Below are 13724 nucleotides of genomic sequence, written 5' to 3' on the forward strand. Positions count from 1 at the left end.
TAGTGGCACCTAACCTTGATAATTTCGGGTCTTATCACGAATTATCTGTGAGGAATCGGTGCCACGGGCCTTTTAATTTCAGTACTTGTACTGACCTACCTTGTGGCGATGTCATTGAATTAACGTTGTAAATTACTGCTAAAAACATGGCTGAGAAACGCAATATTTTTCTTGTTGGCCCAATGGGCGCCGGCAAAAGTACAATTGGTAGACACCTAGCTTCCCAACTTCATATGGAGTTTCTAGACTCTGACACTGTGATCGAAGAGCGCACTGGCGCAGACATCGCATGGGTTTTTGATGTTGAGGGCGAAGAAGGTTTCCGTAAGCGCGAAGAATCTGTAATCAATGATCTGACAGAAGAACAAGGTATTGTTCTTGCGACAGGTGGTGGTTCAGTGTTGAGCAAAGAAAACCGTAACCGTCTATCTGCACGAGGCATTGTTGTATACCTAGAGACAACAATTGAAAAGCAACTTGCTCGCACTAACCGCGACAAGAAACGCCCTCTACTTCAAACAGACAACCCGCGTGATGTGCTAGAAGATCTAGCTGTATCTCGCAACGCACTATACGAAGAAGTGGCGGACTACACAGTTCGTACTGACGACCAAAGTGCAAAAGTGGTAGCCAACCAGATCGTAAAAATGCTAGAAGAACGTTAAGTTCATTTTTTCGGAGAGCAAACCCATGGAACGGATTACGGTCAATCTAGCTGAGCGTAGCTACCCTATCTCTATTGGCGCCGGGTTATTTGAAGACCCGGCGTACCTTTCTTTTTTATCAGGTAAGCAGAAAGTTGTTGTTATCAGTAATGTGACAGTAGCGCCTCTTTATGCTGATAAAATTTTATCGCTATTGGTTCAAGTCGGCTGTCAGACATCTCTTCTCGAGCTGCCAGACGGTGAACAGTACAAAACCCTTGAAACGTTCAATTCAGTGATGAGCTACATGCTTGAAGGAAATTACAGCCGCGATGTGGTGGTGATTGCTTTAGGTGGTGGTGTAATCGGTGACTTGGTCGGTTTTGCTGCCTCTTGTTACCAACGCGGTATTGATTTCATTCAAATCCCGACGACCCTTCTTTCTCAAGTGGACTCTTCTGTTGGTGGTAAAACCGCAGTAAACCATCCTCTTGGTAAGAATATGATCGGTGCTTTTTACCAACCGAAATCTGTGATCATCGATACCAACTGTTTATCAACGCTTCCAGAGCGTGAGTTTGCAGCGGGCATTGCTGAGGTGATCAAATACGGCATCATTTACGATGAAGCCTTCTTTGATTGGTTGGAGCAGAATCTAGAGAAACTTTATCAACTTGATGAAGAAGCACTGATCACCGCGATTGCTCGTTGTTGTGCAATTAAGGCTGAAGTGGTGGCTCTAGATGAAAAAGAGTCAGGAATCAGAGCGTTATTGAACCTAGGTCATACATTTGGTCATGCGATTGAAGCAGAACTAGGCTATGGTAATTGGCTACATGGTGAAGCTGTTTCGTCAGGCACTGTAATGGCAGCTAAAACAGCTCAATTACAGGGGCTGATCTCTCAGCAGCAACTTGAGCGAATTATTTCTATACTCAAGAATGCGAAACTACCAATCCATACGCCAGAAAGCATGTCTTTTGAAGACTTTATGAAGCATATGATGCGCGATAAAAAAGTGCTGTCTGGTCAATTACGTTTGGTATTACCAACAAGTATTGGTACTGCTGAAGTGGTTGCTGATGTGCCTCAAGACATCATTAAACAAGCGATCGATTTCTGCCGTACTCTTTAAATTTGGTTGTGAGGTTGCCTAGCTAAACTCTAGGCAACTGAAGCGTTTTACTGATCGATCTTATCAGTAGGGATCCCCAATGAGTTTGGCTCATGAATTAAGAGTATTGGAGTTAGAGTCTCAAGTTGAGCTGCTAGAGCGCTTACAGCTTTTGACTAACTTTGGTTCAAACCTTGTGACGGTTGCTGGCAAAGTTGGCTCTGGCCGATCTTGGTTGGCTCAGTGTTATCTTGAAGCATGGTCGACAGAAAAAAATCAGTGTTTACTGCTTTGTCATCCAAGCCAGGACGATCAACAACGTCGCGCACTTATTCTTAGCCAAATTGTTTCTGACCCCCTGTTTAATCAACATGATTCTTTATCAGATAGCCTGACAAGGTTGCTGGATGGAGAGCCGTGCAGTGTGGTTATCGTCGTTGATGATGCCCAACGACTTTCTGAGCTATTGGTATCCGAATTATGGATGTTGGTACTAGAAGCTCAATCAAACCCTCAATGGACGATCAATATCGTTCTCTTCTCGGAACCTGGCCACTTAGATACGTTGTTAACGCGTTTGAGTTACGGTCAACAACACAAGCCTATCGATCTTGAGATCGATGACCTTTCACAACCAGAAGCTGAACATTTCTTTGAATCACTGGTGATTCGATATGTTGATGATGAGTCTGAAACTCGCGTGCGACGTGCGTTTAGTAAAGCGCAACCTCTGCCCGGCGAGTTAATGGCTTTAGGAGAATTGAAAGTGGAAAAAAGGATTATTATTCGCTCAATCATTGGCTCACCCATCAATATCGCGATCGTGGTGGCTTTGTTATTGTTGTTAATTGGTGGTGGTTATTGGTGGATGCTTAGTCAACCAACACCAGACGATAAAGCGCAGTCGCTTATCGCACCGATTGAACAGACGGCTATTCCAACCTTTGAAGTGGAAAGTGGCACTGAACAAACTGGCGTCGATGGTTCTGTTGATTCGGAAGCTGAAACCGACATGAGTTACCAAGGTGCCGATGATGATAGTTCGTCTCTGCCACCGACTGTCGTTGAAGATACCGCGAGTGTTGGAGAAGTCGAACAAGATCAGCAGCGTGTTGTGATCACCTCTGACGTGGTTGATGCTCTGCTTGATGATAAACCTGAGAGTGCGGATACCAGTGCGATTGATGCTGCAGTTGAAGAAAACACAGCTGCAGTGGTTAGCGCGCAACCTGATTCTGCACAAGCCGAACCACAACCAACAGTCGATGAAGAATCAGACCTAACTGACTCAACACCGCCGACCAAAAAGATCACCTTCTCATTTGCTCGTGAAGAGTTACAAGCTATCTCGCCGCGCGCGTATACCTTGCAGTTGAGTGCGATGACTTCATTGGAAGACGTACAATCTTTCATTGAAGAGTATGACCTTGAGAACAAGGTTCGTATTTACCCAACACTTCGTAACGACACCAAGTGGTTTATTATCACTTATCAAGATTACCCAACGATTCAAGTGGCGCGAGATGCGGTAAGTGCGTTATCAAAACCACTTCAACAGTTGGAACCTTGGGCAAAATCGATGAATCAAGTACATCGAGAGATAGAACGTGCGAAATAACCCTGAGCTTAGCCTCAAAATATGTTACATTCCGCAGCCTTATTTTTGAGTTGATAGATAGAGCAGTAAATGAAAAAGCAGCGTGCCTTTCTAAAATGGGCTGGTGGTAAATATGGCCTAGTTGAAGACATCCAACGTCACCTGCCACCTGCTCGTAAATTGGTAGAACCGTTTGTCGGTGCCGGCTCAGTATTTCTGAATACTGACTTTGAACAGTACCTACTAGCTGATATCAATCCCGATCTTATCAACCTGTATAATCTACTTAAAACCGATCCTGAAACGTATATCACGGAAGCGAAGCGCTGGTTCTGTCCTGAGAATAATCGCAAAGAAGCCTTTCTAGATATTCGTGCTCAGTTCAACGATACCGACAACGTCATGTATCGTTCGCTTGCCTTCTTGTATATGAACCGTTTTGGCTTCAATGGCTTGTGTCGTTACAACAAGAAGGGCGGTTTTAACGTTCCGTTTGGTTCTTACAAAAAACCTTACTTCCCAGAAGCAGAGCTGGAGTTTTTTGCTGAGAAAGCGAAAAAGGCCACCTTCGTCTGTGAGGGATACCATGAAACCTTTAGCCGTGCTCGCAAAGGCTGCGTGGTTTACTGTGACCCTCCGTACGCACCGCTATCAAATACCGCTAACTTTACCTCTTACGCAGGTAATGGCTTCAGCTTAGATGATCAGGCAGCCTTGGCTGATGTCGCTGAAAAAGCCGCAATGGAACGTGGTATTCCAGTTTTGATTTCAAACCACGATACGACACTAACGCGTCGCTTATATCATGGTGCGGAACTGAACGTGGTGAAGGTGAAGCGCACCATCAGCCGTAACGGCGCTGGGCGTAATAAAGTTGATGAGTTACTGGCGCTTTTCCATAAAGAGAAAAACCAGCAACACGTATCAGCGGAATAGTACTGGTCAGAATCACCGCCAAACTCATTAAATTGAGTGACCAACGGATACTTTCTTAAACTAATCTTTCGAACTGCTAGGATCTGCTTAGGTGCTTAGGTAGAATTGCACACCAAATAGTCTTGGGCTTGAGTCTTGTATTTGTGTATGAGAGCTCACTAAGGCGGTGACATTCGCAATTTACTCACTCTTAAGAGGTTTGGTATGAAAGATTTTCTAATCGCTCCATCGATTTTGTCTGCAGATTTTGCTCGTCTTGGTGAAGACGTAGAAAAAGTACTCGCAGCTGGTGCTGATGTTGTGCACTTCGATGTGATGGACAACCACTACGTACCTAACCTGACTTTTGGCGCGCCTATCTGTAAAGCGCTGCGCGACTACGGCATTACTGCTCCTATCGACGTTCACCTAATGGTTAAACCAGTCGACAGCATCGTGCCTGAGTTTGCAAAAGCTGGCGCATCAATGATTACTTTCCACGTTGAAGCATCAGAACACATCGATCGCACTCTACAGCTAATCAAAGAACACGGCTGTAAAGCGGGTGTCGTTCTTAACCCAGCAACACCTCTGTCTTGCCTAGATTACATCATGGACAAAGTAGACATGATTCTACTAATGTCTGTGAACCCTGGTTTTGGTGGTCAATCTTTCATTCCTCACACGCTTGATAAGCTACGTGCAGTTCGTAAGCTAATTGACGAATCAGGTCGTGATATTCGCCTTGAGATTGATGGCGGCGTGAAGGTTGATAACATCCGTGAAATCGCAGAAGCGGGAGCAGATATGTTCGTCGCAGGTTCAGCTATCTTCAATCAACCAGATTACAAAGAAGTGATTGATGAGATGCGTGCAGAGCTTGCAAAAGTTAACGCATAAAAGTAGAACTAGGGTCAGTTGACCTAAAATCAAAAATTTAGATAAAGGGGCTCATTGGCCCCTTTTTTACGTCTTATCGCTCAACACATAAGACGAATATAATTAATAGGAAAGTAAGATGTCATTAAGCTCAATAAAACTGATCGCCTTTGATTTGGATGGAACCTTGTTAGACAGCGTGCCTGATTTGGCTGTCGCCGCTGACCAAGCTTGTCAGGAACTGGGTTTCCCTTCAGTGAGTGAAGAACAAGTTCGCGACTACGTGGGTAATGGTGCTGACGTGCTTATCGGGCGTTCACTCAGCCGCAACCTTGCGGTTGACCCAAGCCTAGAGCCTGAGCTGCTGAAGAAAGCACGCATCCTGTTTGATGATTTCTACGAGCAGGGCGGCCATAAGCTGAGCCACCTTTACCCATCAGTAAAAGAGACGCTAGCTGAACTACATAAAGCGGGTTTCACTATGGCGCTTGTGACCAACAAGCCATCGAAGTTTGTACCCGACGTTCTGGCGCAACACGGTATCGATAAGTACTTTGTTGATGTGTTGGGCGGAGACTCTTTCCCAGAGAAAAAACCGAACCCAGTAGCGCTGAACTGGTTGCTAGAAAAGCACAACGTGAAAGCGGAAGAGATGTTGATGGTTGGTGATTCAAGCAACGATATCAAAGCGGCGAAGAATGCGGGTTGCCACTCATTTGGTCTGACTTACGGCTACAACCACGGCGAGCCAATTTCAGCATCAAACCCTGACTATGTGGCGGATAACGTTGCTCAATTACTAGATGTCGTTCTAGTTTCAGCATAAAGCGTACAAAAGTTAGCTAACCCACTAGCAAAATACTTATCAATGAGTACACTGGATGAGCCGCGCAGAAAGAGCTGTGCGGCTTTTCTATATTTAAGTTAAGAAGCTAAGCGTTCAATAAACTTAGCGAATAAGCAAAGGAATTAAAACCATGAGCAAGCCCATCGTATTGAGTGGTGTTCAACCATCTGGTGAACTAAGTATCGGTAACTACTTGGGTGCTCTACGTCAATGGCAACAGATGCAAGATGATTACGATTGCCAATACTGTGTTGTAGACCTTCACGCAATTACGGTTCGCCAAGACCCGAAAGCACTGCATGAAGCGACTCTAGACGCACTAGCAATCTGTCTTGCTGTCGGTGTTGATCCAAAGAAGAGCACGCTATTTGTTCAGTCACACGTACCAGAGCATGCTCAACTTGGTTGGCTTCTTAACTGTTACACGCAAATGGGTGAACTGAGCCGTATGACTCAGTTTAAAGATAAGTCTGCACGTCACTCAAACGACGTAAACGTAGGCTTATACGACTACCCAGTGTTGATGGCTGCAGATATCTTGCTTTACGGCGCTCACCAAGTGCCTGTAGGTAGCGACCAGAAACAACACTTAGAGCTAGCGCGTGATATCGCAACTCGCTTTAACAACATCTACGGCCCTGAAACACCAATCTTCCAAGTGCCTGAACCTTACATTCCAACAGTGAATGCACGTGTAATGAGCCTGCAAGATGCGACGAAGAAGATGTCTAAGTCGGATGACAACCGTAAGAATGTGATTACTCTGCTAGAAGAGCCTAAGTCGATCATCAAGAAGATCAACAAAGCGCAAACGGATGCAGAAACACCACCACGCATTGCCCACGATTGGGAAAACAAAGCGGGTATCTCTAACCTAATGGGTCTTTACTCTGCGGCGACGGGTAAAACGTTTGAAGAGATCGAAGCGCAGTACCAAGGCGTTGAAATGTACGGTCCATTCAAGAAAGATGTAGGCGCAGCATTAGTTGAGATGCTTGAGCCGATTCAAGCTGAATACCATCGTATCCGTGCTGACCGCGCTTACATGGACTCAGTAATGAAAGCGGGTGCTGAAAAAGCCTCTGAGCGTGCTGCTGTGACTCTGAAAAAAGCATACGAAGCAGTAGGTTTTGTTACTCGCCCATAGATTGAACTAAAATAACTCGCTTGAGAATTTGAGCCCAAAGTAACTTTTGTTTACTTTGGGCTTTTTAATGCCCATTCCATTTGCCCTCCCCGAAAACCCTTTGTTTGAATTGATAATTTACGCAGTATTTGGCTAGCACACTCGTGGCTTTAATGTTGTGCAGATGATCTTATTTGGCCCTCTCGGGCTTTATAAAATTATGCTCGTTTCTATATATGTTGGAAATATATAACGTGCCAAACAATTGATGATTCCAAAGTGATAAGTTCCTCATTTTCTTGCCAACTGACTTATTCCTTTCATAAATAAACCTGATAGTTACCACAAAATACATGACTGCCCATAGGTGGCAGTGACTATAACTCAATGAACTCAGGTGAAACGGATGGCTCTTTTACACAAACCTTCATTGCTAGTAGTGGCAATTGGTAGCTTGTTAACCACAAGCGCACACGCTGATTTGTTTATTTCACAATATGTGGAAGGCGGCAGCTACAACAAAGCGGTTGAGATCGCCAATAACGGCGATAGCAGCATTAATTTAGATGGTTACTCGTTGGCGAAATCTGCGAATGGCAACGGATCATGGGGTGCCACTTTACCTTTGGATGGCCACGTTTTAGCGCCCGGTGAAGTACTTGTGGTCGCACATTCTAGTGCGAGTGATGAGATAAAAGCTCAAGCTGACATCATTAATGCTTCTATCGCTAATCATAACGGTGACGACCCGTTAGCTATCTTGAATTCAGACGGTTCGGTACATGATGTTGTTGGTTTGATGGGCGATGTCGACTGGGGTAAAGATGTTACTTTGGTTCGAGCGACACAAACCCCTTCGGCAACATTCGATGCTTCGCAATGGGTATCGCTACCAAAAGATAGCATTGAAGGTTTAGGTTCACTAGACAGTGTTGAACTGCCAGAAGCGTTTACTTGTACACAAGATGGCTCTGACCCAGTATTCACCACCATTCAAGAAATCCAAGGTGAGGGTGCAACATCACCGTTCATTGATGGCTACCCGTACATCACCGATGATGAATACTTTGTTAAAGGTGTGGTAAGTGCGGTGACAACAGGCCTAACCAAGGGCTTCTACCTGCAAGCACTTGAGGATGATTTCAACTCAAGCACTTCTGAAGGCCTATTTATTCATACCAACCAGTCGAGCTCAGAGCTAGTAGCCGGTGATGTGGTGTGTGTGAAAGGTAAGGTTCAAGAATACTACAGCCACACTCAGCTTAAAGTTGAAAACAATCAATGGCTCAAGCAGGGTGAGCAGCAGGCGCCAGAAGCGACAGCGATTGAAGCCTTAGACAGTGACGAGAACTTCGCAGCAACGCTTGAGCGCTACGAAGGCATGTTGGTGAAAACAACTGAAGCACTTGATATGCGTGTGACACGCACCTTTGGTTATGACTACGCAGGTCGTCGTAACAACATGGTATTGGCACATGAGCGTATTAACATGCAGCCGAACCAGCTTTTTGCAGCAGGTTCTGACGAAGCGAAGCAGCAAACTGAAGACAACGCAGACCGCCGTCTTTTCGTTGAAACCGATCAAAAATCGGGTGATGGACAGGTGCCTTTCTACCCAGATTTTGGTCGTACCGACATCGACCAAGATGGCTCAACGGAAGACTATATCCGTATTGATGACACTATTGTTGGTCTAGAAGGCGTGTTGACCTACAGCTATGGCGAGTACCGCCTCATCACGACTAACCAGATCACCGCTGAAAACTTCGTTCGCAACGACCCGCGTACCGACAAACCAGATATGGATGAAGGCGACTTACGTATTGCGACCTTTAATGTACTGAACTACTTCAACTCTCCATTTGGTGGTGATGCGAACCAGCATGGTAATAACCGTGGTGCAAACACCATCACTGAGTTTGAAGTACAACAAGAGAAAATTGTAAACGCGATTCTTCGTCTAGACGCTGACATCATTGGTTTGATGGAAATTGAGAACAACGGCTTTGGTGAAGGTTCTGCTATTCAACAGCTTGTTAACCAGCTGAATGATCGCATTGAGCGTAAGAAAGACCGTTATACGTTTGTCGCTGTTGATTCAAATGAAGATGGCGTAACCGACGAGATGGACTCGATTGGTACCGACGTAATCACAACGGGTGTTATCTACCGTAAGAAGGTGGTTAAGCTTAAAGACAGCCGCGTTATCGCTATGCCAAGCCAACAAGCACCAGAGGTGTTAGACGATTCAGGTAAGGTGATTGAGGACGGTAAGAACTACCAGCGTGACTCATTAGCGCCAACCTTTAAAGTTAAAGGCACCAAAGAGAAACTGACCGTAGCGATTAACCACTTTAAATCGAAAGGATCTAAGTGTTGGGAAGATGCAGCACCGGTTGAACAGGGCGGTCAAGGTGGTGTGGATGCCGATAAGCAAGGCTCATGTGAGAACTTCCGCGTAGCTGCGGCGGTGGCACTGGGTGAAGCGTTAGACGGCATTGAAGGCCATAAAGTGATTCTGGGTGATATGAACTCGTACGGCATGGAAGATCCAATGCTGGTGCTAACGGATTACTCTGAAGAGAAATACGGTAAGCAAATCAAAGCGGCTCGTAACACTTACATTGATGGTGTTGAACAGTTTGGTGACAGCGGTGCGGTGATTACTAAGAACTACGGTTACATTAATGCTGTAGCTCAAAAGCACCCAGATAGCTGGAGCTACTCATACAATGACGAAGTGGGCGCACTGGATCACCTGTTGATCAGCGATAGCCTGAAAGACAGGGTGGTGGATGCAACTGACTGGCACATTAACGGTGGTGAATCGACGTTGTTTGACTACAACGAAGAGTACAAAGGCGACCTGCCTAAGTACCAGGATCACTTCCGTTCATCGGATCATGACCCTGCGGTTCTTGAGCTCAGAGTCGGCGGTTCATTCGGCTTAGGTGCGTTGATGTCATTGTTTGGCCTAGCAATGTGGCGTCGTCGCAAGTAGCTAAATCACAAATAGATTGGCTTGCCATACAAGCAAGCCAATTCAGATAACTTAAGGCTATCTGTAAACAATTAAGGTCAACCTAGGTTGGCCTTAATTATTGGCGAAATGCAGTTTCCACTTGCCTTTCGCTATGGGTATTGCACAATACCGCCCCTATATCTCCCAATCCTTTAGTATTTAGCAAACGATTTCGACCCATGTTACTTATCATCGATAACTACGACTCCTTTACCTATAACTTGTATCAGTATTTCTGTGAGTTAGGGGTAACTGTAAAAGTTGTACGCAACGATGAGATTGATATCGCAGGTATCGAAGCGCTGAATCCTAGTCACCTTGTTATCTCGCCGGGTCCTTGTACACCGGATGATGCGGGAATCTCTCTGCAAGTCATTGAACACTTCGTGGGTAAGTTGCCGATCTTAGGTGTGTGTCTTGGTCATCAAGCCATCGCTCAAGTATTTGGTGGTGAAGTGGTGAGAGCCAGACAAGTGATGCACGGTAAAACCTCTCCGATACGCCACAATGGTAAGAGTGTTTTTCAAGGATTGAACAACCCATTGACCGTGACACGTTACCACTCACTCGTGGTGAAAAATGGCACGCTACCAGATTGCTTTGAACTGACGTCTTGGACGGAATTTGAAGATGGCAGCATGGATGAGATCATGGGTTATCAACACAAAACCTTGCCGATTGATGCGGTACAATTTCACCCTGAATCGATTAAAACAGAGCAAGGACACCAGATTCTCGCTAACTTCCTAGCACGCTAAGTGTTTAAATTTGACTCTTTCTCCGTCTAAATAAGCCAGTTAAACCTATCAGCTTATTCGTTAAGCGTTTAAATTCGGGCTTTACGCGCCTCTCTCCCTCTGACGCCGATCACTTTTTATAACATTTCTCTCTCGCTTCGCTAAGTTTTTAGCCTATGCAAAATTATTCGCCTTATTTCCTCTCGAACCCTATATACCGCTGTGCCAGTAAGGCTTTGCTATTGCTGGTTATACGTTTAGGTAAAAAAAGCTTCATAAAACAGATTAATTGATGCATAAATAGTCATAGGTAGTGACGTTTAGCTGGTTGTTAGGGATGGCTAAAGAATAATCTACTATTGAAAAGGTTAATTAAATGTAAATATAATGCTGCAGCGGGATTATGGCGAGACAAAATATCTTTGTCTCACTTATGAACCATTACGCTTATTTGCGAAGCTTGCGGTATCGAGAAGGAATGTACGATGACAGTGGAAAATAAAGTAGAACGTAGTCTGTTTAATGAGGTGATGGTGCCTTGTTATAACCCAATGGAAATGATCCCGGTAAAAGGGGAAGGCGCACGCGTTTGGGACCAACAAGGCCGAGAGTATATCGACTTTGCTGGTGGTATCGCTGTGAGCTGTTTGGGTCACTGTCACCCGGCAATGGTTAACGCAGTTACTGAGCAAGCAAACAAGATTTGGCACCTAAGTAACGTGATGACCAACGAACCTGCACTGCGTCTAGCGAAAAAGCTAACAGACGTATGTTTTGCAGAAAAAGTATTCTTTGCAAACTCTGGCGCGGAAGCGAACGAAGCAGCTCTAAAGCTAGCTCGTCGTTGGGCGGCGGATGTTCACGGTCCTGAGAAATCTGAAATCATTGCATTCAAACAAGGTTTCCACGGTCGTACTTTCTTTACCGTAACGGTTGGTGGTCAAGAAGCTTACTCTGATGGCTTCGGTCCTAAACCGGGCGATGTAACTCACCTTCCTTACAATGATATTGCAGCACTAGAAGCGCACATCTCTGATCGCACTTGTGCAATCATGATGGAACCTCTGCAAGGCGAGGGCGGTATCATCTCACCAACCTCTGAATTCGTGAACACAGTTCGTGAACTGTGTGACAAACACAATGCACTACTTATCTTTGATGAAGTACAAACCGGTAACGGCCGTACTGGTAACTTTTATGCTTACCAAGGTCTAGGTGTAACACCAGACATCTTGAGCACTGCTAAATCACTGGGTGGTGGTTTTCCTATTGGTGCAATGCTCACGACGACTGAATTAGCGACACATCTAAAAGTCGGTACGCATGGCTCTACTTACGGTGGTAACCCACTGGCGTGTGCTGTTGCAGAAGCGGTTGTTGATGTGGTTAGCCAACCTGAAACATTAGCTGGCGTGAAAGAGCGCGAAGCATTGTTCCGTGATGGTCTTGCTAAGATTAACGACAAGTACCAAATCTTCAGTGAAGTTCGTGGCAAAGGCCTACTACTAGGTGCTGCGCTTAACGAAGAGTGGCAAGGCCGTGCACGTGACGTATTAGTAGCAGCAGGCGAACAAGGCTTGATGGTACTGGTTGCTGGTGCAAACGTGGTTCGTTTCACGCCATCACTGGTCATTACTACACAAGAAATTGAAGAAGGCCTATCAAAACTAGACAAAGCAATCGCTACGCTAGTTTAGCCTGAGCGGCGTCATAGGAATGATCGCCAATAGAGCGATCCCATGACGTTCTGCTAAAGGCCCAAGCTTCTGGTTTTGGGCCTATTTTGCATCTGGAGGGAATATTGATGCTAGTTGTTCGCCCAATAAAATTATCTGATTACGATGCGCTGCATACTTGCGCGGTTGAATCTGGTCACGGATTCACATCTCTTCCTGTTAACGAAGAACTGTTAACTAACCGTATTACTCACTCTGAATACAGCTTTGCCAAACCAGACGTGACTGAACCCGGTGATGAAGGCTACCTAATGGTTGGCTTTGATACCGAAACGGGTGAAGTTGCAGGTACCACGGGTATCGAAGCCTCGATTGGCTGGGATGTACCGTTTTACTCTTATCACATCAGCAAGGTGGTTCATTCATCGCAAAAGCTTGGCGTTAATAACGTGGTTAAGCTACTGACTTTTGGTAATAACTACACCGGATGCAGTGAAATTTGCACGTTATTCTTGCGCCCTGACTTCCGTGGTGGTTTGAACGGTCGTTTGATGTCGAAGTGCCGATTCCTACTGATGGCTGAACACCCAGAGCGTTTCTCGAAAACAATTTTTGCTGAGATGCGGGGGGTATCGGATGCCGAAGGTAATTCTCCTTTCTGGCAATGGCTGCAAGAACACTTCTTCTCGATTGATTTCACACTTGCTGATTATCTAACCGGTATTGGTAAGAAAGGCTTCATTGCTGATCTTATGCCGAAGCTACCTATCTATGTGAACCTACTGAGCAAAGAAGCTCAGGCGGTGATCGGAGAGGTTCATGACAATACGCGCCCTGCACTTAAGTTGTTGGAACGTGAAGGTTTCACCAACCGTGGCTATGTCGATATCTTTGATGCGGGCCCAACGGTTGAGTGTGATTTAAGAAACATCGAATCTGTGCGTCATGCGATTAGAGCTCAGGTGAAAATTGCAGAGCACTCAAGCTCTAAAGACTTCCTAATTGGGAATACATCATTTGAGAACTTCCGCGCAGTAGCCGCGAAAGGCGCGTATGACCAAGCAAGCGACACAGTGATTTTATCATCTGAAGTAGCAAGCGCTCTTGAAGTAAAAGAAGGCGAATTCGTTCGCATGTTGGCTCAGTAAGAGCAGCGATTATCTGTCG

General features: G+C 45.4%; 11 protein-coding genes. All 11 read left to right on the forward strand.

Going from position 1 to position 13724, the window contains the following annotated elements:
• Nucleotides 1–146: 146 nt before the first annotated feature.
• The 11 genes from aroK (at nt 147) to astA (ending at nt 13705) form a co-directional block, all read left to right on the forward strand.
• Complete coding sequence (gene aroK / locus QQ041_RS05935) at nt 147–665, forward strand: shikimate kinase AroK (RefSeq protein ID WP_017061125.1); 519 nt, start codon at nt 147–149, stop codon at nt 663–665.
• Between the two features lie 25 nt (nt 666–690).
• Nucleotides 691–1779 carry a 3-dehydroquinate synthase gene (aroB, locus tag QQ041_RS05940; RefSeq protein WP_285953310.1) on the forward strand — a complete coding sequence of 363 codons (1089 nt, stop codon included), beginning with the start codon at nt 691–693 and terminating at the stop codon, nt 1777–1779.
• Between the two features lie 79 nt (nt 1780–1858).
• Nucleotides 1859–3376: an AAA family ATPase gene (locus QQ041_RS05945; RefSeq protein ID WP_285953311.1), complete on the forward strand. Its 1518-nt coding sequence runs from the start codon at nt 1859–1861 to the stop codon at nt 3374–3376.
• Between the two features lie 69 nt (nt 3377–3445).
• Entirely contained in the window at nt 3446–4291 is an 846-nt protein-coding gene (locus QQ041_RS05950) for a Dam family site-specific DNA-(adenine-N6)-methyltransferase (protein WP_017632098.1), read from the forward strand.
• Nucleotides 4292–4495: 204 nt separating this feature from the next.
• Nucleotides 4496–5170, forward strand: coding sequence for a ribulose-phosphate 3-epimerase (rpe, locus tag QQ041_RS05955; RefSeq protein WP_017068835.1), 675 nt, complete (start codon nt 4496–4498; stop codon nt 5168–5170).
• 118 nt (nt 5171–5288) lie between these two features.
• Entirely contained in the window at nt 5289–5975 is a 687-nt protein-coding gene (locus QQ041_RS05960; protein ID WP_146492437.1) for a phosphoglycolate phosphatase, read from the forward strand.
• A gap of 151 nt (nt 5976–6126) precedes the next feature.
• Entirely contained in the window at nt 6127–7143 is a 1017-nt protein-coding gene (gene trpS, locus QQ041_RS05965; protein WP_210446805.1) for a tryptophan--tRNA ligase, read from the forward strand.
• 385 nt (nt 7144–7528) lie between these two features.
• Complete coding sequence (locus QQ041_RS05970) at nt 7529–10123, forward strand: ExeM/NucH family extracellular endonuclease (protein ID WP_285953312.1); 2595 nt, start codon at nt 7529–7531, stop codon at nt 10121–10123.
• Nucleotides 10124–10323: 200 nt separating this feature from the next.
• Nucleotides 10324–10902 carry an aminodeoxychorismate/anthranilate synthase component II gene (locus QQ041_RS05975; protein ID WP_285953313.1) on the forward strand — a complete coding sequence of 193 codons (579 nt, stop codon included), beginning with the start codon at nt 10324–10326 and terminating at the stop codon, nt 10900–10902.
• A 464-nt stretch (nt 10903–11366) separates the two neighbouring features.
• Entirely contained in the window at nt 11367–12578 is a 1212-nt protein-coding gene (locus QQ041_RS05980) for an aspartate aminotransferase family protein (protein ID WP_048662993.1), read from the forward strand.
• A 107-nt stretch (nt 12579–12685) separates the two neighbouring features.
• Nucleotides 12686–13705, forward strand: a complete 1020-nt coding sequence (gene astA, locus QQ041_RS05985) for an arginine N-succinyltransferase (protein WP_123285401.1) — start codon at nt 12686–12688, stop codon at nt 13703–13705.
• Nucleotides 13706–13724: the final 19 nt, after the last annotated feature.

The sequence above is a fragment of the Vibrio sp. TMPB1044 genome, from assembly GCF_030442075.1.
GTDB lineage: Bacteria > Pseudomonadota > Gammaproteobacteria > Enterobacterales > Vibrionaceae > Vibrio > Vibrio satsumensis.

Excerpts from the sequence above, each read along its gene's own strand:
- aroK (WP_017061125.1), top strand. The coding sequence starts at position 147 with ATGGCTGAGAAACGCAATATTTTTCTTGTTGGCCCAATGGGCGCCGGC.
- aroB (WP_285953310.1), top strand. The coding sequence starts at position 691 with ATGGAACGGATTACGGTCAATCTAGCTGAGCGTAGCTACCCTATCTCT.
- QQ041_RS05945 (WP_285953311.1), top strand. The coding sequence starts at position 1,859 with ATGAGTTTGGCTCATGAATTAAGAGTATTGGAGTTAGAGTCTCAAGTT.
- QQ041_RS05950 (WP_017632098.1), top strand. The coding sequence starts at position 3,446 with ATGAAAAAGCAGCGTGCCTTTCTAAAATGGGCTGGTGGTAAATATGGC.
- rpe (WP_017068835.1), top strand. The coding sequence starts at position 4,496 with ATGAAAGATTTTCTAATCGCTCCATCGATTTTGTCTGCAGATTTTGCT.
- QQ041_RS05960 (WP_146492437.1), top strand. The coding sequence starts at position 5,289 with ATGTCATTAAGCTCAATAAAACTGATCGCCTTTGATTTGGATGGAACC.
- trpS (WP_210446805.1), top strand. The coding sequence starts at position 6,127 with ATGAGCAAGCCCATCGTATTGAGTGGTGTTCAACCATCTGGTGAACTA.
- QQ041_RS05970 (WP_285953312.1), top strand. The coding sequence starts at position 7,529 with ATGGCTCTTTTACACAAACCTTCATTGCTAGTAGTGGCAATTGGTAGC.
- QQ041_RS05975 (WP_285953313.1), top strand. The coding sequence starts at position 10,324 with ATGTTACTTATCATCGATAACTACGACTCCTTTACCTATAACTTGTAT.
- QQ041_RS05980 (WP_048662993.1), top strand. The coding sequence starts at position 11,367 with ATGACAGTGGAAAATAAAGTAGAACGTAGTCTGTTTAATGAGGTGATG.
- astA (WP_123285401.1), top strand. The coding sequence starts at position 12,686 with ATGCTAGTTGTTCGCCCAATAAAATTATCTGATTACGATGCGCTGCAT.